General features: G+C 65.2%; 19 protein-coding genes. 6 read left to right on the plus strand and 13 right to left on the minus strand.

Translation table 11 applies throughout. The annotated features are described in order from the left end of the window. Genes O5O53_RS01450 through O5O53_RS01465 form a run of 4 tightly spaced genes read left to right on the plus strand, consistent with a single transcriptional unit; the run spans position 1 to position 2390 of the window. Positions 1-201: a hypothetical protein gene (locus O5O53_RS01450; protein ID WP_194989439.1), complete on the plus strand. Its 201-nt coding sequence runs from the start codon at positions 1-3 to the stop codon at positions 199-201. Continuing rightward, positions 201-1181, plus strand: a complete 981-nt coding sequence (locus O5O53_RS01455; protein WP_269508383.1) for an Asp23/Gls24 family envelope stress response protein — start codon at positions 201-203, stop codon at positions 1179-1181. Before O5O53_RS01450 ends, O5O53_RS01455 begins: the two co-directional genes overlap by 1 nt. After that, the gene (locus O5O53_RS01460; RefSeq protein ID WP_269508387.1) at positions 1165-1833 is read left to right on the plus strand and encodes a hypothetical protein; all 669 of its coding nucleotides are present in this window, start codon (positions 1165-1167) and stop codon (positions 1831-1833) included. The genes O5O53_RS01455 and O5O53_RS01460 overlap by 17 nt, the downstream gene beginning before the upstream one ends. Beyond that, on the plus strand, positions 1830-2390 hold the full coding sequence (locus tag O5O53_RS01465; protein WP_269508390.1) for a hypothetical protein: 561 nt from the start codon (positions 1830-1832) through the stop codon (positions 2388-2390). Before O5O53_RS01460 ends, O5O53_RS01465 begins: the two co-directional genes overlap by 4 nt. Here the strand turns inward: O5O53_RS01465 and O5O53_RS01470 are convergent. The 5 genes from O5O53_RS01470 to rpsL all read right to left on the minus strand — a co-directional run bounded on the left by O5O53_RS01470 (position 2387) and on the right by rpsL (position 7836). Then, positions 2387-3067 carry a hypothetical protein gene (locus tag O5O53_RS01470; RefSeq protein WP_194989435.1) on the minus strand — a complete coding sequence of 227 codons (681 nt, stop codon included), beginning with the start codon at positions 3065-3067 and terminating at the stop codon, positions 2387-2389. The two genes, O5O53_RS01465 and O5O53_RS01470, sit on opposite strands and share 4 nt — an antisense overlap. Before the next feature lie 85 nt (positions 3068-3152). Next, the gene (tuf, locus tag O5O53_RS01475) at positions 3153-4343 is read right to left on the minus strand and encodes an elongation factor Tu (RefSeq protein ID WP_269508393.1); all 1191 of its coding nucleotides are present in this window, start codon (positions 4341-4343) and stop codon (positions 3153-3155) included. A 324-nt stretch (positions 4344-4667) separates the two neighbouring features. Beyond that, positions 4668-6791, minus strand: a complete 2124-nt coding sequence (gene fusA, locus O5O53_RS01480; RefSeq protein ID WP_269508395.1) for an elongation factor G — start codon at positions 6789-6791, stop codon at positions 4668-4670. A gap of 202 nt (positions 6792-6993) precedes the next feature. Beyond that, complete coding sequence (gene rpsG, locus O5O53_RS01485; protein ID WP_085956818.1) at positions 6994-7461, minus strand: 30S ribosomal protein S7; 468 nt, start codon at positions 7459-7461, stop codon at positions 6994-6996. A gap of 3 nt (positions 7462-7464) precedes the next feature. Further along, positions 7465-7836 carry a 30S ribosomal protein S12 gene (gene rpsL, locus O5O53_RS01490; RefSeq protein ID WP_034997208.1) on the minus strand — a complete coding sequence of 124 codons (372 nt, stop codon included), beginning with the start codon at positions 7834-7836 and terminating at the stop codon, positions 7465-7467. A gap of 224 nt (positions 7837-8060) precedes the next feature. Here rpsL and O5O53_RS01495 point away from each other — a divergent pair, with 224 nt between their 5' ends. Next, entirely contained in the window at positions 8061-9347 is a 1287-nt protein-coding gene (locus tag O5O53_RS01495) for a hypothetical protein (RefSeq protein ID WP_269508397.1), read from the plus strand. Here the strand turns inward: O5O53_RS01495 and O5O53_RS01500 are convergent. From O5O53_RS01500 to O5O53_RS01510, 3 genes are read right to left on the minus strand one after another with little or no spacing between them, the layout of a single operon-like run. Further along, positions 9317-9961, minus strand: a complete 645-nt coding sequence (locus tag O5O53_RS01500; protein ID WP_269508399.1) for a hypothetical protein — start codon at positions 9959-9961, stop codon at positions 9317-9319. The genes O5O53_RS01495 and O5O53_RS01500 overlap by 31 nt on opposite strands. Then, the gene (locus tag O5O53_RS01505) at positions 9958-10455 is read right to left on the minus strand and encodes a hypothetical protein (protein WP_269508402.1); all 498 of its coding nucleotides are present in this window, start codon (positions 10453-10455) and stop codon (positions 9958-9960) included. The genes O5O53_RS01500 and O5O53_RS01505 overlap by 4 nt, the downstream gene beginning before the upstream one ends. Continuing rightward, on the minus strand, positions 10452-11042 hold the full coding sequence (locus tag O5O53_RS01510) for a hypothetical protein (RefSeq protein ID WP_181889779.1): 591 nt from the start codon (positions 11040-11042) through the stop codon (positions 10452-10454). The genes O5O53_RS01505 and O5O53_RS01510 overlap by 4 nt, the downstream gene beginning before the upstream one ends. Before the next feature lie 81 nt (positions 11043-11123). On the opposite strand from O5O53_RS01510, the gene O5O53_RS01515 reads away from it, so the two are divergent. Then, positions 11124-11744 (plus strand): DUF1707 SHOCT-like domain-containing protein, encoded by a 621-nt coding sequence (locus O5O53_RS01515; RefSeq protein WP_269508403.1) that lies wholly within the window; start codon positions 11124-11126, stop codon positions 11742-11744. 99 nt (positions 11745-11843) lie between these two features. Here O5O53_RS01515 and O5O53_RS01520 read toward each other — a convergent pair whose 3' ends face one another. The 5 genes from O5O53_RS01520 to rplJ form a co-directional block, all read right to left on the minus strand. Beyond that, a complete protein-coding gene (locus O5O53_RS01520) occupies positions 11844-15842 on the minus strand; it encodes a DNA-directed RNA polymerase subunit beta' (protein WP_181889777.1) in 3999 nt (1332 codons plus the stop codon). 84 nt (positions 15843-15926) lie between these two features. Then, positions 15927-19424: a DNA-directed RNA polymerase subunit beta gene (gene rpoB / locus O5O53_RS01525; protein ID WP_269508405.1), complete on the minus strand. Its 3498-nt coding sequence runs from the start codon at positions 19422-19424 to the stop codon at positions 15927-15929. Between the two features lie 317 nt (positions 19425-19741). After that, the gene (gene pgfA / locus O5O53_RS01530) at positions 19742-20680 is read right to left on the minus strand and encodes a cell envelope lipid trafficking protein PgfA (protein WP_269508407.1); all 939 of its coding nucleotides are present in this window, start codon (positions 20678-20680) and stop codon (positions 19742-19744) included. 92 nt (positions 20681-20772) lie between these two features. Beyond that, positions 20773-21162 (minus strand): 50S ribosomal protein L7/L12, encoded by a 390-nt coding sequence (gene rplL, locus O5O53_RS01535; protein ID WP_181889774.1) that lies wholly within the window; start codon positions 21160-21162, stop codon positions 20773-20775. A gap of 52 nt (positions 21163-21214) precedes the next feature. After that, positions 21215-21736 (minus strand): 50S ribosomal protein L10, encoded by a 522-nt coding sequence (gene rplJ, locus O5O53_RS01540; protein WP_269508409.1) that lies wholly within the window; start codon positions 21734-21736, stop codon positions 21215-21217. Positions 21737-21775 lie beyond the last annotated feature (39 nt).

A 21775-nucleotide genomic window follows, 5' to 3' on the forward strand; every position in this document is an offset into this window, starting at 1 on the left:
ATGAATCTTTTTGCTAACAAGGCGCTGACCGGCATCGTGATCGGTATCGTTGTCGCCTTCTTTGTCACCTTCGGCGGCTGGCCGGGCCTGCTCTGGCTGCTGCTGTTCACCATCATCGGCGGGGTTGTCGGGGCCCAGCTCGACGGCCGTCTGGACCTGTCCGCGGCCCTGAGTAACGGCACCGGCAGAGGCCGAAGCTAATGGATAATTCCTTCTACCACGTCAGTGAGCGCACCATCGAGCGCGTCGCTGAGGTGGCAGCTGCGGCGGTGCCGGGATGCCGGACCATCGACGCAAAGCTGGCCGGGCTCGCGGGACGCAGCTTCCCGCGCATCCACGCCCGGCTGGACCAGGCGACGGGCACAGTGGCGGTGGACACCGAGATTGCCACCTCCTACCCCGCCCCGGTAGCTGCCATCACCGACGCTGTGCGCGCAACCATCATCGCGCACATCCGCACGATGGTGGGCCTGGACGTCTCGCGCGTGAAGGTCACAGTGGCCAATGTGGAAACCCTCCCCGACACCGGCCGCGTGACCTGGGACCAGGTGGCGGAGCACGAAGCCTTCGTGATCCCGACCCCCATCGAGGTCTCCCAGACCCGCGTGGAGCACCCCGTGACCAAGCCGCTCGAGCAGCTCATGCCGATCGAGGCGCGCTCGCTCGTCGAAGACATGCGGGATGTGGTCGTCCCCGCCCCCATCGAGGTGGAGCACCCGGATCAGCCGGAGCCGGTGCGCACGTTTACTCCGGAGACCCCGGAGCCAGTGCGCACGTTCTCTCCCGAGGTGCCGGAGCCGCAGCGCCTCGCTGCCATCCACACCTCTCCGACGGAGGCGCGGGTCCCGTTCCCGCCGGAACCGGTGCAGCCGTGGTCGCCGCAGGCGAACGAGCTTGTCGCCCGCCATCCGCAGCTGCCCCCACTGCAGGCGCTCAAGCCTGTGGACGTCCAGCGTTTCGCCCAGCCCCGCAAGGTGCCGCTGCCGCGCCGCGCTCCGCTGAAGGAGATCACGGTCAACCGCCCGCCGCTCAAGCCCATCGTGGTGGAGCCGGTGGCGCGCGCCCCGATTTCCTCCGCACCTGCGCCACAGCCGGTAGTGGTACCCACGGCGCCCGCGCCGAAGCCGCTTAAGCAGATCACGATTGAACCGGTGGTGAAGTACTATGACCGCTCCCGCTAACACCGCACCCCCAGCTCAAGCAGTGGGCCCGCACCCGGGCGACGAGCCGCTGGGCAACCCGGCCTCGCGCTGGTTCGCGGTGCTGATTAGCCTGCTGCTGCTCGCGCTGGCTGGCGTCGCGGCGCGCGACCTGTGGTACCACTTCTACGGCGACGAGGCCCCGTCGGACTCCTGGCTGGGCCGCACCTGGGACTTCCTCGGTTCCTTTGAGGCCGATGTGACGGCAGTTGTCGTGGGCATCATTCTCGTGCTGCTCGGCCTGATCCTGTTGTTCTTCACGTTCAAGCCGCGCCCGCACGGCTACGTGCGGGTGAACTCCCCCGCCTCCATTTGGACCCGCCCGGTGGACATCGCCCGCAAGGCCACGTTCACCACCCGCGGGGACCTCGGCGGCGAACAGGTGAGCACGAAGGCGAACCGCAAGTCTGTGAGGGTGCAAGTAGTCGACGACGGATCCGGCGCCGCCATGCAGGAGCGCATCACCCAATCCTTGAACGGTGAGTTCCATGCCCTGCAGACACCGCCGGCTGTGTCGGTGAAGTTGCTGCCCAGCCCTGCTACGCAGCAATCGACTGCCCAGCGTTCAGGCGCGCCCCAGACCACTACGGAGTCCGCGCCCACCACCACGACGACCCCGGAGGTGACGCGATGACGAAGACACTCAGCTTCTTCAACCGCCTAGTGCTCTTCCTGCTCAGTTTGCTGTTGATCGCCGCTGGCCTTTTCCCAGTCGCCGAGTACTGGCAGATCCCCTACCTCGTCGACGCGGCCGACTACCTCGACCGCACCCGCCTGATCGACTTGGCCTACCAGGACCACTACATCACCGCGCTGATCATCGGCGCTGTCGTGGCGGCAATCCTAGGCCTGTGGATCCTGCTGGCGAACATCCGGTCCCGCGCGTTTTCGAACCGTGGCATCCTGCCTGCGGATCCGGAGCACGGCGAGACTGTCATCAACGTCCAGCGGGTTGCCGAGGCAGCGTGCTCCTCCCTGGAGCATGCCAACGAGATCCGTCGCGCGTCCAGCAAGGTGGCGATGGTGGGCCAGCGCCCGACCGCGACGTTCACCGTCTTTGCCAACCCGGAGTACCCGCTCGATGATGCCGTGCGCATCATCGAGGCCGCGGATCAGGACTTCCGCATGGCCAACCACACCATGGACATTGACTCGGTGTGGAAGCTCCAGCTGGATCGGGTTACCGCCTAGCGTTCCAACTCCAGCACGAGCTGCACCAGCCCCAGCGAGACCGGCATCCCGCCGCCCGCTGGGGCTATTTCCATCTCCGCACCAGGTTCGCAGCGCAGAATCTCGCTCCAGGCGATACGTTTGGTGTCCACTGCCCGCCCGTCTACCCGCCAGAGGCGGATGCGCTGCCCCACCACGGCTCGCGCGCCGTCGCTGAACTGGACCAGCCAGCGCCTACTGCCCACCGCCGATTGCGCGATGCTTATCGACGCCTCCGGTTCCCCCGCAATCCGCTCCACCAACGACACAATCCCCAGGCGGTGCTCCACGCCTTCCTCGTCAGAGACAACCAACGGGAGACCGGGGCCGGTCTTGCGCATCCCGCCCATCCGCCACACAGATGGCATACGTTCGGGATCGATGCCGCTGCGCACCACCACATAGCCGCCCGTGATGGTCACCAGGTGTGGCGGGTTGAGGGTGGTGATGGTGTGGGGGCCGGCGGTGGCGTCGATAAGCGAGGGGTGCTCGCGCTCCATCGCTGCAAAGAGCTCCATGGTCTCGTCGTCGGTTGTGCCCCACCCTAGGCCGCGGTTTTGCAGCACGCCGATGAGCTGGGCGAAGTTCAGGTCCGGCTGGCCCTCCCAGGCACGCTGCAGCGCCTGGGTCAGGCGTGGGATTCGGGTGGGGTCGTGCACGCATGAGAGCCTAGCGCATGCGAAAAGCCGCCTTCCCCGGCGGGGAAGACGGCTTTTACGTCAGCTGGTTACACCAGGTCTGGAATTAGTCCAGGATCTTGGTGACGCGGCCAGCGCCGACGGTGCGGGAGCCCTCGCGGATAGCGAAGCGCAGGCCCTCGTCCATAGCGACCGACTGGATCAGCTCGACGGACATCTCGACGTTGTCGCCCGGCATGACCATCTCGGTGCCCTCCGGCAGCTTCACAACGCCGGTGACGTCGGTCGTGCGGAAGTAGAACTGCGGACGGTAGTTGTCGAAGAACGGGGTGTGGCGGCCACCCTCGTCCTTGGACAGGACGTAGACGGAACCCTCGAACTTGGAGTGCGGGGTGTAAGCGCCCGGGTGGATGACAACCTGGCCACGCTCGACGTCCTCGCGCTTCAGGCCACGGAGCAGCAGAGCTGCGTTGTCGCCAGCCTCAGCGGTGTCGAGAAGCTTGTTGAACATCTCGATGGAGGTGACGGTGGTCTTCTGGGACTTCTCGCGGATACCGATGATCTCCACCTCGTCGTTGAGGTTGAGTACGCCACGCTCCACACGACCGGTAACCACGGTGCCGCGGCCGGAAATGGTGAAGATGTCCTCGATCGGCATCAGGAACGGCTTGTCGGTCTCGCGCTCCGGATCCGGGATGGCATCGTCGCAAGCCTGCATGAGGTCCAGCACGGACTGAACCCACTTCTCGTCGCCCTCGAGAGCCTTCAGAGCGGAGATGTGGACGATCGGAGCGTCCTCGTCGTACTCCTGCTCGGCCAGCAGCTCGCGGACCTCCATCTCGACGAGCTCGATGATTTCCTCATCGTCGACCATGTCGCACTTGTTCAGAGCGACGAGGATGTACGGAACGCCGACCTGGCGAGCGAGCAGCACGTGCTCGCGGGTCTGCGGCATCGGGCCGTCGGTAGCAGCAACCACGAGGATTGCGCCGTCCATCTGAGCAGCGCCGGTAATCATGTTCTTGATGTAGTCGGCGTGGCCCGGGGCGTCCACGTGAGCGTAGTGGCGCTTCGGGGTGTTGTACTCCACGTGGGAGATGTTGATGGTGATGCCACGCTCGCGCTCCTCCGGAGCCTTATCGATGGAGTCGAAAGCGAAAGCCTTGTTCTCCTCCGGGTAAGCGTCAGCCAGCACCTTGGTGATAGCGGCGGTGGTGGTGGTCTTGCCGTGGTCGACGTGACCGATGGTGCCGATGTTCACGTGCGGCTTAGAGCGCTCGAACTTTTCCTTTGCCACTGTTGTCCTCCTGGACTTCATGGTGACTACGACCTTCGCAGCCACGTGGTTTACATACGCCCCGGCCCGCGCCCAGCGCAGGGCACGGATACGGGAGCCATTTCACAATGTGCCAGTTACAAGATCCTAGGTTTCCAGCGGCCGTTTTTCAAACCGGCCTCGCCGTTTCCCCCGGATCGACCTAGAGGGTAACGGCCGGCTCAGACACCGTCCTGTTCCTGGGCGGTACCTCAGCGCGGCCGCTGCCCTCTCGCCCCGCCTCCGCGGAATCCGCGCCGCACCGCTGGCACGCGGTGCGGACCCGTGAGGAGGGGCGGGCGGCAACTACTTGTTACCGTTGCGCTCGTCGATGATCTCCTGAGCGACGGACTGCGGAACCTCAGCGTAGGAGTCGAACACCATGGTGAAGTTCGCGCGGCCGGCGGTGGAGGAACGCAGGTCGCCGATGTAGCCGAACATCTCGGACAGCGGCACCTTCGCCTTGACGACCTTCGCGCCGGAGCGGTCCTCCATAGCGAAGACCTGGCCGCGGCGGGAGCTGATGTCACCGTTGACGGTGCCCATGTACTCCTCCGGGGTCACAACCTCGACGGCCATGACCGGCTCGAGCAGGACCGGCTTCGCCTTGGCGACAGCTTCCTTCAGCACCTGGGAGCCAGCGAGCTTGAACGCCATTTCCGAGGAGTCGACGTCGTGGTAAGCGCCGTCCTCAAGCGTGGCCTTGATGTTCACCAGCGGGTAGCCGGCGAGGAAGCCGTACTGCATCGCGTCCTGGATACCAGCGTCCACGGACGGGATGTACTCCTTCGGCACGCGGCCACCGGTGACGGCATTCTCGAACTTGTAGGAAGCGGACTCGCCCTCTTCCAGCTCCTCCGGGTCCGGGGAGTACGGCTCGATGGTGACGATGACCTTCGCGAACTGGCCGGAACCACCGGTCTGCTTCTTGTGGGTGTAGTCCAGGGACTCCACCTTCTTGCGGATGGTCTCGCGGTACGCAACCTGCGGGGAACCGATGTTCGCCTCGACCTTGAACTCGCGCTTCATGCGGTCCACCAGGACGTCGAGGTGCAGCTCGCCCATGCCGCCGATGACGGTCTGGCCGGTCTCCTCGTCCAGCTGGACGGTGAAGGTCGGGTCCTCTTCAGCGAGCTTCTGGATAGCGGTGCCCAGCTTCTCCTGGTCAGCCTTGGTCTTCGGCTCGATGGCCACCTGGATCACCGGGTCCGGGAAGTCCATGGACTCGAGGATGATCGGGTGATCCGGGTTGCACAAGGTGTCGCCCGTGGTGGTTTCCTTCAGGCCGATGAACGCGTAGATGTTGCCGGCGTCGGCGTGCTCGACCGGGTTCTCCTTGTTCGCGTGCATCTGGAAGAGCTTGCCCACGCGCTCCTTCTTGGACTTCGTGGAGTTGAGCATCTGCTCGCCCGGAATGGCCTGGCCGGAGTAGACGCGCACGTAGGTGAGCTTGCCGAAGAACGGGTGGACGGCAATCTTGAACGCCAGAGCGGAGAAGGGCTCCTCGACGGACGGCTTACGGGTCAGCTCCTCTTCACCGTCGACGGAGGTGCCGTGGACGTCGCCGATGTCGATCGGGCTCGGCAGGTATGCGACGACAGCGTCGAGGATCGGCTCGATGCCCTTGTTGCGGTATGCGGTGCCGCAGAACACCGGGTAAATCTCGGAGGCGATGGTCATCTTGCGGATGGCTGCCTGGATCTCTTCCTTCGTCAGCTCCTCGCCGCCGAAGTACTTCTCCATGAGCTCCTCGTCGGACTCTGCGACGGTCTCGAGCAGCTTCTCGCGGTACTCCTCAGCCTTCTCCCTGAGATCCTCCGGGATCTCCTGGATCTGCGGCGGGGTGCCGGTCTCGACCTTGCCCGGCCACAGCAGGGCCTTCATGTCGATGAGGTCAACGACGCCGTCGAAGTCGTCCTCAGCACCGATCGGCAGCTGCATAACCAACGGCTTCGCACCGAGGCGGTCGACGATGGTGCCGACGGTGTAGTAGAAGTCAGCGCCCAGCTTGTCCATCTTGTTGACAAAGCAGATACGCGGAACGTCGTACTTCGCGGCCTGGCGCCACACCTGCTCGGACTGCGGCTCCACGCCCTCCTTGCCGTCGAACACGGCAACAGCGCCGTCCAGCACGCGCAGGGAGCGCTCCACCTCGACGGTGAAGTCCACGTGACCCGGGGTGTCGATGATGTTGATCTGGTTGTTGTTCCAGAAACAGGTCACAGCAGCGGACGTAATGGTGATGCCGCGCTCCTTCTCCTGCTCCATCCAGTCAGTGGTGGCGCCGCCATCGTGGGTCTCGCCAACCTTGCGGTTGATGCCCGTGTAGAAGAGGATGCGCTCGGTCGTGGTGGTCTTACCGGCGTCAATGTGGGCCATGATGCCGATGTTGCGGACCTTGTTCAGATCCTTAAGCACTTCTTGTGCCACGTTAAATACCCCAACTTTGAAGTCGTCGACGCCTGTCGGCGCCTATGTCGGTCAGTTGTCCTTTGTCAATTCTGCCACTACATCGCGGAAGTGGCAGCGTGAGGTCCGACTCAGCTGGAAAAACCCGGAAACGCACCAGCTCGCTTCCCTAGGAAGCGGGTATGCAGTTTCCGGGTTTCCATGCTTCGCCTTGCTCCAGCGACTACCAGCGGTAGTGGGCGAAGGCGCGGTTGGCCTCGGCCATCTTGTGGGTGTCCTCGCGGCGCTTCACGGAGGCGCCGAGACCGTTGGAAGCATCCAGGATCTCGTTGGCGAGGCGCTCCATCATGGAGTTCTCGCGGCGCTGACGGGTGAAGGTGACCAGCCAACGCAGTGCGAGGGTGGTGGAGCGGGCCGGCTTGACGTCGACCGGGACCTGGTAGGTCGCGCCACCGACACGGCGGGAGCGAACCTCGAGGTCCGGGCGGATGTTGCCGATGGCCTTCTCCAGGGTGCCAACCGGGTCGGTGCCGGTCTTCTCACGGCACTGCTCGAGCGCGCCGTAAACGATGCGCTCTGCGGTGGACTTCTTGCCGTCCTGCAGGATCTTGTTCACCAGCATGGTGACCAGCTCGGAGTTGTAAACCGGATCCTTGACTACGGGACGCTTCGGTGCTTGCTGCTTACGCATTGTTTACTGTCCCTTCTTCGCGCCGTAACGGGAGCGAGCCTGCTTGCGGTCCTTCACACCCTGGGTATCCAGAGCGCCGCGGACGATCTTGTAGCGCACACCCGGCAGGTCCTTCACACGACCGCCGCGCACGAGCACCATGGAGTGCTCCTGCAGGTTGTGGCCCTCGCCCGGGATGTATGCGGAAACCTCGATGCCGGAGGTCAGGCGCACACGGGCGACCTTACGCAGCGCAGAGTTCGGCTTCTTCGGAGTGGTGGTGTACACGCGGGTGCACACGCCGCGGCGCTGCGGGGAACCCTTCAGCGCAGCGGTCGCCACCTTGGTGGACTTATCGTGGCGGCCCTTGCGGACCAGCTGCTGAATAGTAGGCATTCACGCTCTTTCTGTTAGCGCGTCCCGCCCACACCCGGCCATACATGCAAAAATGGGGGCTCTTCTTCGGGGCCCTGCCGATTGCATGAACTACCGTGTGAACGAGTCGCATGGAGTTCGAGTACTTCGCGCCGCAAGATACGGGCGAAACCTCGCTAAAGGTACACCGAAGGAACGTCGCAAAGCAAACTGCGTGTCCGCGGTTGCCCGGTTACACTGCTGCCATGGCTCCTTGGACGGGTGTCTCCCAGTCGCTGCGCGACGTTGCTGTTGAGTCCGCGGTGATCCCGGCACGCGCGGCGGGTCTGCTGTTTCGCCACCTGCCGCAGCTGGTCACAGCGGTATGCCTCGGCCTTGCCGGGCGCCAGGCCGTGATTTGGCTGGCGGTGTGGCTCTCCACATTCAGCAGCCTCGCCGCCAGCCTTGTCATGCCGCTGGCGCCGCTGATGGTGATGCTGTCCATCATCTTCTCGCTGTGGCTTGTGCGCCCCTCGCTGCCGTTCCTCGCGGCGACGTTTCCGGACCGCAAGGACGGTTCTTCCCGCGTTCGCCTGCTTTCCGCCGGAGGCATGCTGATCAGCTTCCTCACGGTGTACTCCACCCACGGCCTGCTCAAAGAGGACCTCGCCGCGTTCCGCCGCGCCACCACCTACGACGAGTACTTCAACCAAGGCTTCGAAGCGGACTTCACGCGCGCATTTATCGACGACACCGCCGCCCTGATCGGCCTGATCGCCGCCACCATAGTGCTGCGCAAAATCATCGGCTACTTCGCCCTGGCGGAGAAGGGCCTCGGATTCACCTATCTCGCCGCCTACCTAGAAGTGCTGTGGATGACCACAGTGTCGGTGTTTTTGACCAACCGGCTCAGCGCCGTGCGGGACTGGGCGCTTTCCCGCCGCAGCCTGGCCCCGGCCCACCACCGCTACGAAGAGCTGAAAACCGACGTCGCGGAGCACACCGGCGTGCTTGGCGACGCATGGGCGTGGCTCGCCGACCAGTTACCGGCTCTGAACCAGTTGGTGACCGTCCCGATAGCTTGGCTGACGCTCGGCGCCGTGGTCTTCGGCACCACGCTCGCCGCCAAGAAGGCGGAAGATGCGAAGGTCGAGGAGGCGCCGGAGGGGGCGTCGGTAAGCATCCGCAAACGCATGCAGGCCGCCGCCCACAACGAGGCCAAGCATGCGGTCGACGAGGCGCTGCAGCCCGTGGTCGGGCCCATCAAGGCGACGCTCAAAGGGCTGCGCACCCTTGCGCGGGCGGGGCTGGTGCCCATGACCATCTTCTGCATCGTGTTCATGCTGGCCACCAGCGTCGAGCTTGGCGTGGTCGAGCTTGGGCGCACCCTCATCGGCCCGGTGGACAGCAAGATGGCCGCGGAACAGGTCCTCAACTACCTGCTGGTGGTCGCACGGGCGGTGTACCTGCTGGTGGTGGTGTGCCTAATCGCCTCAGGCCTGGACTTCTTCCTGCGGCACAGCTACTCGCCGAAAGAAGGGGAATCCACGTAGACCTTCGGCTCCGGCAGCACCACCGTGGCGTAGTGGGGAAAGTCCCACCCGATATGCAGCTTGACCGGTTGCACGCCGTCCGGCAGCGCCAGCGGGGTGACCTTGCGCCACTCGTCCGGGCGCGGATCACCCGGCTCGAGGTGCTGCCCGGTGGAACCGATCTCGTCCACCCGGACCACGGGGCCGGCCTCCCCCGGCGGGGTGCAGGCGTGCAGGGCGCTGAAGTCGTCGATGGGCGTGCCGAACAGCCCGTCCTTGCGCAGATACTCCTTGCCGTCCGAGCCGGTCACCCACATGCGGCAGTTCTCCAGCACCGACTCCGCCGGCGCGTGCCACTGCGTCAACACCGCCCAGATGGTGAATCCCTCCGGGGAGTGCAGGCCGATCTGGCTTTCGTCCTCCACCGACTGGAAGCCGAGCACCTCGATGTCGGCCTGGTGCCGTGCGCCGTCGAAATCCGCAATCGGTAGGTCGAAACTGCCCGCGGACCCCGCCTCAATGACCTGCTCCTGGGACCACGTCCACGGCCTGACCAGGCTGAAGTAGGGCTGGGACGATGCAGCGAGCATCAGCCCGGCGGCCACGGGCGCGCTTGCCCACCAGAGCTTCCTCACAACCACACCGCCTCACGGGTCACCCGGGATTGCCGCTGCGTCTCCGGCAGCTGCACCACCACGCGCGGGCCCATCCGGTTGCCCACATAGAAATACAGCGTGGCGGCTTCGACCTCATCCTCCGGCATCTCAAACACCAGCGTGCAGGGGCTGCGCAGCCCCGGGTAGGTCAACTCGCACGCGTTGCCCGGGGTGTTCTCCGGCGCGTAGAGGTTCCCGCCGGCCGCCTCAATCTCCGCGCCAAGCAACACCTCCTGGTCCTGGGTGAACTGGTAGTCCACCACCACCCACGCGGCGTTGGAGGCAGTGCCGTTGAAGGTCTCCGCCACGGTGACTTGAACGTCATCCACGTCGCCGATGACCGGGGCGGAGCTGTCGTAGTCGAAGCTTGCGGCGGCGCGGTCGGCGGCGTTGGGCAGCACGTCGCGAAGCTGCATGCCCAGCACAAGCAACGCGAGTGCCGCGGCGGTGGTCCACACCCTGCGGAAATTCATCGCAGCTCCACCTCCGCCACGCGCTCTTTGGCAAACCAGGTTTTGTCGCCGTCCAGGAAGGACTTGCGGTACTCCATCGACCACACCACCAGCGTGTCGCCGGCGTCTTCGCCGCTGAACACGAGGGCGATGTCCTGCGGCACGCCGGGGTTTAGCAGCTGGTTGTCCGGCAGCGGGACGCTCTCGAAGTCCTCGTCGCTGGTGAGGCGCGCGTCGATCTTTTGGAACTTCGGCTGCTCCTCCGACGCTGAATCCTCCAGATCAAACGCCTGGTGCCACTGCACCGCGTAGATGGGCCGCTCAGCGGTGTTGGTCAGCCGCATGTGCACCACCCGCGCGCCGTCGAGGACGTAGGTGCGTTGCACCTGGACGGTCAACGGCGAAACGTCCAGCTCCTGCGGCTCCGCCGTCTCGGTGGCGGTGACGACTTGCTCGGGCGCCGCCTCCTCGAACCCGCCGGCCAGCCCTGTCACGCCGGCGAGCGCAAGCAAGCCCGCGACGGTCGCGTTCGTCCTCGTCCCGATGTCCGCCGCGACCGACTTCGCCAACCCCCGCACGGGCTGGTGCTTCGCCGACTTTTCGCTCACACGTGGAATCTAAGCAGAATGCGGCAATATTCGCGTGCCTTTCGCCTGCCGACGCCGTCTTCGGCAACTACTGTCCAAGTTATGGACAACCCCACCCCGCCCCGCAAACGCGCCTCCGACGCTGAGCGCGACACCGCCGCCAAACACCTCCAAGACGCTTTCGCCGACGGACAGATCTCCATGGCCGAGTTCGACGAACGCTCCCGCGCCCTCTACGCCGCCACCTACGCCGACGAACTTCCCGGCCTGGTGGAGGACCTCTCGCCCGCCAAACGCCCGGACCGGGAAGTTGCCCCATCCCACGCGCTGGTCACAGGCGAAAGCGGCGGTTCCGCATTCACGCTGTCAGTCATGGGCGGGTCCGAACGCACCGGCCAGTGGCTCATGGCGCCGACACACACCTCCCTCACCCTGATGGGCGGCAACGCACTCGACCTGCGCGAAGCCCGGTTCGCCGCCCACGAAACCACGGTCAACGCCGTGGCGATCATGGGCGGCATCGACATCATCGTGCCCGACGACGTCCGCGTGATCGACGACGGCATCGGCATCATGGGCGGCTTCGGCATCGAAGACCACCCGTCCTGCACCGTCCCCGTCGCGCAGCTGCCTGCCGACGCGCCCGTGATCCGTGTCCGCGGCCTCGCCCTGATGGGCGGCGTGGGCATCACGCGCGCGGCCCGTGGCGCCCGGGTCCGGTAGGACGAGGCGTCGAAAAGCAAAACGCCCGGCCTCCCCTTTCGCGGGGAAGCCGGGCGCTTTTCACGCAGACCTAGCTAAGCCAGAATGCTGGGCCTCGTGTTACAGCTCCTCGAAGCCGAACTCGTCCATCGGGACCGAGGCGCCGGTGAACTCGCCGTAGCCCTCGTCGCCGTAGATGGAGTCGCCGAACGTCGGGATGGAGTACGCCGCGGAGCGTGCCGCTTCGGTCGGCTTGACCTGGATGTTGCGGTAACGGGAAATGCCCGTACCGGCCGGGATCAGCTTGCCGATGATCACGTTCTCCTTCAGGCCGATCAGCTTGTCGGAGCGCTTGTTGATCGCGGCGTCCGTGAGCACGCGGGTGGTCTCCTGGAAGGAGGCCGCCGACAGCCAGGACTCCGTGGCCAGCGAGGCCTTGGTGATGCCCATGATCTCGGAGCGCATCTCCGCCGGCTCGCCGCCGTCCGCCACAGCTGCGGCGTTGACCTGGCGTGCCTCGGACAGATCCACCAAGGTGCCCGGCAGGAACTCGGTGGAACCCGAGTCGATGACGGTGCCGCGGCGCAGCATCTGGCGGATGATGATCTCGATGTGTTTGTCGTGGATGGACACACCCTGGGTGCGGTACACAGCCTGGACCTCGTCGATCAGGTGCTTTTCTACACCGCGGCGGCCGAGGACCTCGAGCACGTCGTGCGGGTCGGCAGCGCCGCGGAGCAGACGCTCGCCCACCTCGACGTGGTCGCCCTCGCGCAGGCCGCGCTCGATCATGGCCTCCGGGTTGGACTCCATCGGGCGGCGCACCTGGGCCAGGCCCTGGCGCTTGGACAGCTTCTCGTAGACCACCACGTCGGAGCCGTCGTCCGGGTGGATGGTCAGGGTCCAGAAGTTGCCCTCGTCCTCGAGCGAGATGGTGCCCGCCACGGATGCGATCGGGGCACGGTTCTTCGGCACACGGGCCTCGAACAGCTCCTGCACACGCGGCAGACCGCCGGTGATGTCGCCGCCGACGCCGCCCTGGTGGAAGGTACGCATGGTCAGCTGCGTACCCGGCTCACCAATGGACTGCGCAGCCACGATGCCGACAGCCTCGCCGATGTCCACGAGCTGGCCGGACGCCATGGACTTGCCGTAGCACTTGGCGCAGACACCGGTCGGGGTCTGGCAGGTCAGCACGGAACGGACCTTGATCTCGGTGACACCGGCGGCCACGAGCTCGTCGATACGCTCTTCAGTCAGCTCGGTGCCGGCCTCGGCGATGACCTTGTCGTCGGCACCCTTGACGTCGGCAGCCAGGACGCGGCCGGACACGGAGGTCTCGACCAGGTCGTGGCGCGCGAACGAACCGCCGGACTCGACCGCAACCGGAACCTTGACGCCCTGGCGGGTGCCGCAGTCCTCCTCGCGGACGATGACGTCCTGCGCCACGTCCACCAGACGACGGGTGAGGTAGCCGGAGTCCGCGGTACGAAGCGCGGTATCGGCCAGCCCCTTACGGGAACCGTGGGAGTTGTTGAAGTACTCCATCACGGACAGGCCCTCGCGGAAGGAGGTCTTGATCGGGCGGGTGATGTACTCACCACGCGAGTTCACGACCATGCCCTTCATGCCAGCCAGGGTCCAGATCTGGCGCATGTTACCGGCAGCACCGGACTTCACGATCATCGGAATCGGGTTGTCGTCCGGGTACAGGTCCTCCACGGCCTGGCCCACCTTGTTGGTGGCGTCCTGCCACAGCTCGACCAGGCGGTCGTAGCGGTTCTCCTCGGTCAGCGCACCCTTCTCCCAGAACTTGCGCTCGATGGCCTCGGCTTCCTTCTCGTACTGCTCGAGGACCTCGGTCTTGTTCGGGAGGATGAGCACGTCGGCCATGGAGATGGTCACGCCGGAACGCGTCGCCCAGTAGAAGCCGGCGTCCTTCATCTTGTCCAGCACCTGCGCGACGGTGATCATCGGGTACTTCTCAACCATGGACTGGATGATGTCGCCCAGCAGCACCTTGCCGCCGCCACCGCCCTTACGGACCATGGCACCTTCCTGGTACGGGAAGTTGAACGGCAAAAGCTCGTTGAACATGATGCGACCCAGGGTGGTGTCCGTCATCCAAGCCTGACCCTTTTCCCAGCCGTCCGGGAACTGCTCCGCCTCGATCTCCGGGGTCGGACGCAGGTGGTCGATGCGGACCTTGATCGGGGCCTGCAGGCCCAGCACGCCCAGGTCGTAGGCCATGATGGCCTCGCGGTAGGACGAGTAGACGCCGCGGGCCGGACCGTTTTCGTCGGCAGGTGCGTACGCACCCTCGCCGCCGATCTCCTGCGGGCCCTTGAGCATGGTCAGGAAGTACAGGCCGGTGACCATGTCCAGGCGCGGCATCGCCAGCGGCTTGCCGGACGCCGGGGACAGGATGTTGTTCGACGACAGCATGAGCACGCGGGCCTCAGCCTGCGCCTCAGCGGACAGCGGCAGGTGGACTGCCATCTGGTCGCCGTCGAAGTCGGCGTTGAACGCCTCACATGCCAGCGGGTGCAGCTGGATGGCCTTACCCTCGACCAGCTTCGGCTCGAAGGCCTGGATGCCCAGGCGGTGCAGCGTCGGTGCGCGGTTGAGCAGCACCGGGTGCTCCGAAATCGCCTCTTCCAGCACGTCCCACACCTCGGGGCGCTGACGCTCCACCATGCGCTTGGCGGACTTGATGTTCTGCGCGTAGTCGTTGTCCACCAGGCGCTTCATCACGAACGGCTTGAACAGCTCCAGCGCCATACGCTTCGGCAGACCGCACTCGTGCAGCTTCAGCTGCGGGCCGACGATAATCACGGAACGGCCGGAGTAGTCCACGCGCTTGCCCAGCAGGTTCTGGCGGAAGCGGCCCTGCTTGCCCTTGAGCAGGTCGGACAGGGACTTCAGCGGGCGGGTGCCCGGGCCGGTGACCGGGCGGCCGCGGCGGCCGTTGTCGAACAGTGCGTCAACGGACTCCTGCAGCATGCGCTTCTCGTTGTTCACGATGATCTCGGGCGCACCCAGGTCGATCATGCGCTTCAAACGGTTGTTGCGGTTGATCACGCGGCGGTACAGGTCGTTCAAGTCGGAGGTGGCGAAGCGGCCACCGTCGAGCTGGACCATCGGGCGCAGCTCCGGCGGGATCACCGGGATCGCGTCCAGGATCATGCCGGCCGGGTCGTTGCCGGAGCGCTGGAACGCGGCGACGACACGCAGGCGCTTCAGGGCACGGACTTTCTTCTGGCCCTTGCCCTCGGCGATGATGCCGCGCAGCTCCTCGGCCTCGGCGTCGAGGTCGAAGTTGCGGATCAGGGTCTGGATCGCCTCCGCGCCCATACCGCCGGTGAAGTAGTCCTCGTAGCGGTCAACGAGCTCCTCGTAGAGATTCTCGTCGATGATCATCTGCTTCGGCGCGAGCTTCTGGAAGGTGGTCCAGATCTCGTCGAGGCGCTCAACCTCGCGCTCACCGGCCTCGCGCAGGTGCTGCATCTCCTTGTCGGCAGCGTTCTGCACCTTCTTGCGGGCAGCGGCGGTCGCGCCGGAAGCCTCGAGCTCTGCGAGGTCCTCCTCCAGCTTCTGCGCGCGGTCCGCGATCTCGGAGTTGGTGTCGTCCTCGACATCCTTCTTCTCCATCAACATCTCCGCCTCGAGGGTGGACATGTCGTTGTGGCGCGCCTCCTCGTCAACGGAGGTGATGATGTTCGCCGCGAAGTAGATGATGCGCTCGAGGTCCTTCGGCGCCAGGTCCAGCAGGTAGCCCAAGCGGGACGGAACGCCCTTGAAGTACCAGATGTGGGTCACCGGAGCGGCCAGCTCGATGTGGCCCATGCGCTCGCGGCGCACCTTGGACTTGGTCACCTCGACGCCGCAGCGCTCGCAGATGATGCCCTTGTAGCGGACGCGCTTGTACTTGCCGCAGGCGCACTCCCAGTCGCGGGTCGGGCCGAAGATGCGCTCGCAGAACAGGCCGTCCTTCTCCGGCTTGAGCGTGCGGTAGTTAATGGTCTCGGGCTTCTTCACCTCGCCGTGGGACCAACGGCGGATGTCGTCGGCGGTGGCCAGGCCGATGCGAAGCTCGTCGAAGAGGTTTACGTCAAACACGTAAAAATTCCTTTTCTTCTAGATGTGTGCTGTTCGTTCGTCGTGCCGTCGAAAATCAAAAGCTTTACGACGGCTACCTGGCGCTTAGGCGGTGTCCGCCGCTGCACCCTCGTCACGGGAAAGGTTGATGCCAAGCGAGGAGCCGGCCTGATCGAACTCGTCGTCGTCGCCGTCGAGCTCCATCGGGGTGCCGTCGGTGGAGAGGACCTCCACGTTCAGGCACAGGGACTGCAGCTCCTTGAGCAGCACCTTGAAGGACTCCGGAATGCCCGGATCTGGGATGTTGTCACCCTTGACAATCGCCTCGTAGACCTTCACGCGGCCCACCACGTCATCCGACTTGATGGTCAGAAGCTCCTGCAGGGTGTAAGCGGCGCCGTATGCCTGCATCGCCCACACCTCCATCTCGCCGAAGCGCTGGCCGCCGAACTGGGCCTTACCGCCCAGCGGCTGCTGCGTAATCATGGAGTACGGGCCGGTGGAACGGGCGTGGATCTTCTCGTCCACCAGGTGGTGCAGCTTGAGCATGTACATGTAGCCGACGGAAACCGGGTACTTGTACGGCTCGCCGGAACGGCCGTCGAACAGGGTGGTCTTGCCCTCGCCATCGACCATGACGTCGCCGTCGCGGTTCGGCTTGGAGTTTGCCAAAAGGCCTGCGATCTCGTCGTTGGTGGCGCCGTCGAACACCGGGGTTGCGGTGAGCGAATCAGCCGGCACGTCGTAGAGGTGCTCCGGCAGAGTCTCCAGCAGCTTGGCGTTTGCCGGGTCGTCCGGGTTGACGGTCCAGCCGGCCTTGGCCAGCCAGCCCAGGTGGATCTCCAGGACCTGGCCGATGTTCATACGGCGCGGCACACCGTGAGTGTTCAGGATGATGTCCACCGGGGTGCCGTCAGCCATGAACGGCATGTCTTCCTGCGGCAGGATCTTGCCCACGACACCCTTGTTGCCGTGGCGGCCGGCCATCTTGTCGCCGTCCTGGATCTTGCGCTTCTGAGCCACGTACACGCGGATCATCTCGTTGACACCCGGGGACAGATCGTCGTCGTCCTCGCGGGAGAAGCGGCGCACAGCAATGACCTTGCCCTGCTCGCCGTGCGGCACCTTCAGGGAGGTGTCGCGAACCTCGCGGGCCTTCTCGCCGAAGATGGCGCGCAGCAGGCGCTCCTCCGGGGTCAGCTCGGTCTCGCCCTTCGGGGTGACCTTGCCAACGAGGATGTCGCCGTCGCGCACGTCCGCGCCGATGCGGATGATGCCACGCTCGTCGAGGTCCTTGAGCACGTCCTCGGAGACATTCGGGATCTCGCGGGTGATCTCCTCGGCGCCCAGCTTGGTGTCGCGGGCGTCGATCTCGTGCTCCTCAATGTGCACGGAGGTGAGGATGTCCTCCTCCACCACGCGCTGGTTGAGGATGATGGCGTCCTCGTAGTTGTGGCCTTCCCACGGCATGAACGCGACCAGCAGGTTGCGGCCGAGCGCCATCTCGCCGTTCTTGGTGCCCGGGCCGTCTGCGATGACCTGGCCGGCCTCGACGCGGTCACCCGCGGAGACGATCGGGGTCTGGTTGTAGCAGGTGCCCTGGTTGGTGCGCTCGAAGGTGCGCAGCATGTAGGTGTCGCGGCCGCCCTCATCGTCCATGACGGTGATGAAGTCGCCGGTGACGTTCTCAATCACGCCGGCCTTCTTGGAGATGACGGTGTCGCCAGCGTCGTAGGCGGCGCGCTGCTCCATGCCGGTGGCCACGTAGGCGGACTCGGCGCGCAGCAGCGGCACGGCCTGCTTCTGCATGTTGGCGCCCATCAGCGCGCGGTTCGCGTCGTCGTGCTCCAGGAACGGAATCATCGCGGTTGCGACGGAGACCATCTGGCGCGGGGAGATGTCCAGGTAGTCCACGCCCTGCGGGCCGACGACGCCGATGTCGCCTTCCTTGAGGCGGACCTCGATGCGCTCACCGGTGAGGTTGCCGTCCTTGTCCATCGGGGTGGCCGCCTGTGCGATGGCGTAGCGGTCCTCCTCGTCGGCGGTGAGGTAGTCGATCTGGTCGGTCAGCTTGCCGTCGTTGACCTTCTGGTACGGCGTCTCAATGAAGCCGAACGGGTTGACGCGGGCGTAGGACGCCAGCGCGCCGATCAGGCCGATGTTCGGGCCTTCCGGGGTCTCAATCGGGCACATGCGGCCGTAGTGGGACGGGTGCACGTCTCGCACCTCGATGCCGGCGCGCTCGCGCGACAGGCCGCCCGGGCCAAGCGCGGACAGGCGGCGCTTGTGGGTCAGGCCGGACAGGGAGTTGTTCTGGTCCATGAACTGCGACAGCTGGGAGGTGCCGAAGAACTCACGGATCGCGGCGGAGACCGGGCGCACGTTGATCAGGGACGTCGGGGTGATGGACTCCGCGTCCTGGGTGGTCATGCGCTCGCGAACGACGCGCTCCATGCGGGACAGGCCGACGCGGACCTGGTTCTGGATCAGCTCGCCCACGGTTCGCAGGCGGCGGTTGCCAAAGTGGTCGATGTCGTCGGTGTTGATCGGGATGATCTCGCCCTCCGGGGAGGTCATCTCGGTCTCGCCGGCGTGCAGGCGCACGAGGTACTCAAGCGTGGTGGCGATGTCCTCTTCGGTCAGCGTCATCAGACCGTCGTGGTCGCCGCCCAGGCCGAGCTTGCGGTTGACCTTGTAGCGGCCTACGCGCGCGAGGTCGTAGCGCTTGGCCTTGAAGAAGGAGTTCTCCAGCAGGGATTGCGCCAGGTCGCGCGTCGGCTGCTCGCCCGGGCGCTGCTTGCGGTAAATCTCCAGCAGTGCTTCGTCGGTGTTGGACACACCGTCGTTTTCCAGGGTGGACATCATGATCTCGGAGAAGCCGAAGCGCTCCGTGATCTGCTCGGTGGTCCAGCCCAGGGCCTTCAGCAGCACGGTGACCGGCTGGCGGCGCTTGCGGTCGATGCGCACGCCGACGGTGTCGCGCTTGTCCACGTCGAACTCCAGCCACGCGCCGCGCGACGGGATGACCTTCACGGAGTGCAGCGGGCGCTCCGTGGACTTGTCGATGGTCTCGTCGAAGTACACGCCCGGGGAGCGCACCAGCTGCGAGACGACGACACGCTCAGTGCCGTTGACGATGAAGGTGCCCTTGTCCGTCATCAACGGGAAGTCGCCGATGAACACGGTCTGGGACTTGATCTCCTGCGTGTCGTTGTTAATGAACTCCGCGGTCACGTACAGCGGCGCGGAGTAGTTGATGTCCTTGTCCTTGCACTCGTCGATCGTGTACTTCACGTCTTCGAAACGCGGCTCGGACAGCGTCAGGCTCATGTTGCCGGAGTAGTCCTCGATCGGGGAGATCTCGTCGAGGATGTCCTCCAGGCCGGACGTGATGCGTGCATCGTCGCCGCGGTTGGCCTGCTCGCGCTCGCGCCACTCTTGCGTGCCGACGAGCCACGCAAACGATTCGAGCTGCACATCAAGAAGCCCCGGGACGGTGATCGGCTCATTAATCTTCGCGAACGAGTAACGTTCGGGAGCCCCGGGGATATCAGCCATGTTCATGGTCTGGTCTGAGACTGCCAAGTTGGGTCCTTCCAGCACCTCTGGCGGAGGCTCACCGCACCGCGTCTGGCTTCGCGGCCCAGTGGCGTTTCCGCAGGATAAGTTAGCATTCGGTCTGCTTCGGAAGACCCGCCCCCAGAGACAACAAAATCACCTTGTCAAATCGGGTTTTCTCAATCCCGCTGCACAAGGCTCTCTATGCGTACTGGAGACGGCTTCCAGCGCAAAGAACAACCATAGAGTAATCTCCCCCGTTTGTAAAGGCCCCCGCCATCACTTCCGCCGGTCTGCCCGATGCCGTCTGGGCGCCTCGTGCGGTTGCTGCCGGAAGCCTACCACCCGCCAACCGCGCGCGGTCAATCGCGACGCGCCGCACGCCCCGGCCGCAGCGCGCCCGCCAGGCCCGCAAGGGTCAACGCTGCACCAACCCAAGCCAGCACGCGCCACAGCCCGCGGTCCGCCGCGACGGTCTGCGCGTCAGCAACCTTCTGCACAAGCTTCTCGACGTCCTGCCGGTCCATCACCCCGTCATAGGTGACCATATTCCGCACCCCGGTGCCCTCCGCGTCTGCGTAGTAGTCGTCCACCTTCTCGTCGATGCCCACGACCACGCCGGTTTCCTGGTCCACCAGGATCTCGCGGTCGGCGGCGTGGTGCAGGAAAGTGCGCTGCGGCTCGCCATTTTCGCCCTCGAGCGTGAGCGTGTTTCGCGGGTCCGCGTAGCGCATGGCCACATTCGTCGGCTCGATGTGCTGGGCGTAGCGGTACACCGTGCGCCCGGCGATTTCTTCTTCGCCGTCAAACTCTGCCGGCGCGGCGCCGCGCAGCACCGGGTCGAAGACCTCCACGGTGTCCTGTGTCGCGGGGGCGGGGAAGGTCAGCCACGCGCCGTCGATAGGCAATTGCGTTGCGGGCATGCCCATGACCAAAAGCGCCTCCGCCGGCCCTGTCGCGGCACCCGTGACGCGGTCCACCGCGAACGACCACGTCGACGCCGTGAGCAGGTCATTGAAGTCCGAGCCGGACTCGCCCGCCCGCAGCGTGTCGCCCACGCGCACGCTCGCCGTGTCGGAATCGGACGGCTCCTGGATCTCCACGTGCAGCTGGCGCGTCACCGGCGCCGCCTCGCCGTCGCGGGTGCCGTTCGGGTCCGTGATGGTCCACGTGGCCTCCCCCAGCGCCAACGGCAGGCGGTTGCCGGAAAGCAGCACGTTCGGCGCCAACAGCCCCGCCACCACCAGTGCAGCACCGACGCCGGCGAGCAACACGGAAAGAATGCGGGAAGTGGGCAGCATGGTGGGTTACTTTACCGCACCCCAAACACGCGAAACCCCCGCCCGCCGGTTGATACCGGCGACGGGGGTGTTCGTCGTCAAGCAAAAAGCTCTTACTTGAGGGTGACCTTTGCACCAGCCTCCTCGAGCTTGGTCTTGGCAGCCTCGGCGTCGTCCTTGTTGGCGCCCTCGAGGATAGCCTTCGGAGCACCCTCGACCATTTCCTTGGCGTCCTTCAGGCCCAGGCCCGGAACCAGCTCGCGGACAACCTTGATCACGCCGATCTTCTTGTCGCCAGCGTCCTCGAGAACGACGTCGAACTCGTCCTTCTCCTCAGCGGCAGCCTCGCCGCCAGCGGCCGGAGCGCCTGCAGCTGCAACAGCAACCGGAGCGGCTGCGGTCACGTCGAAGACCTCCTCGAACTCCTTCAGGAACTCGGAGAGCTCGATGAGGGTCATTTCCTTGAACTGCTCGATGAGCTCGTCCTTGGTGAGCTTAGCCATTGTGGCTTCCTTTCTGTTGTTGGGCGTTTACAGCCCGGATGTAAAAGAGTGTTTATGCGGCTTCCTGCTTGTCCTGCAGTGCAGCGACAAGGCGGGCCGTCTTGGATGCCGGAGCCTGGAACAGGCCGGCTGCCTTTGCCAGAGAGCCCTCGAATGCGCCAGCAAGCTTGGCAAGGGTGGTCTCGCGGTTGTCCATCTCGGCCAGAGCGTCGACCTGGGAAGCGTCCAGGACGTTGCCGTCCATGTAGCCGCCCTTGATCACGAACGCGTCGTGGTCCTTGTTGAACTTCTTCATCACCTTCGCAGCGTCGACAGCAGCGTCGCCCTTGATGAACGCGACGGCGGTCGGGCCGGTGAGAAGATCATCGAGACCCTCAATACCCTGCTCGTTTGCAGCGATCTTGATGAGGGTGTTCTTGGCGACGTGGTACTCGACATCGAAGCCCATATCGCCGCGCAGCTGCTGCAGCTCGCCGACGGTCAGGCCACGGTACTCAGTCAGCACGAGGGAATCCGCCTCAGCGAACTTCTCCTTCAGAACTGCAAGTTCCGCAGTGTTCTTCGGGTTTGCCATGACACACGCCTCCTTCCGATAACTTCATGTTGTTCAATC

This window comes from Corynebacterium faecium, from assembly GCF_027257105.1.
Taxonomy (GTDB): domain Bacteria; phylum Actinomycetota; class Actinomycetes; order Mycobacteriales; family Mycobacteriaceae; genus Corynebacterium; species Corynebacterium lehmanniae.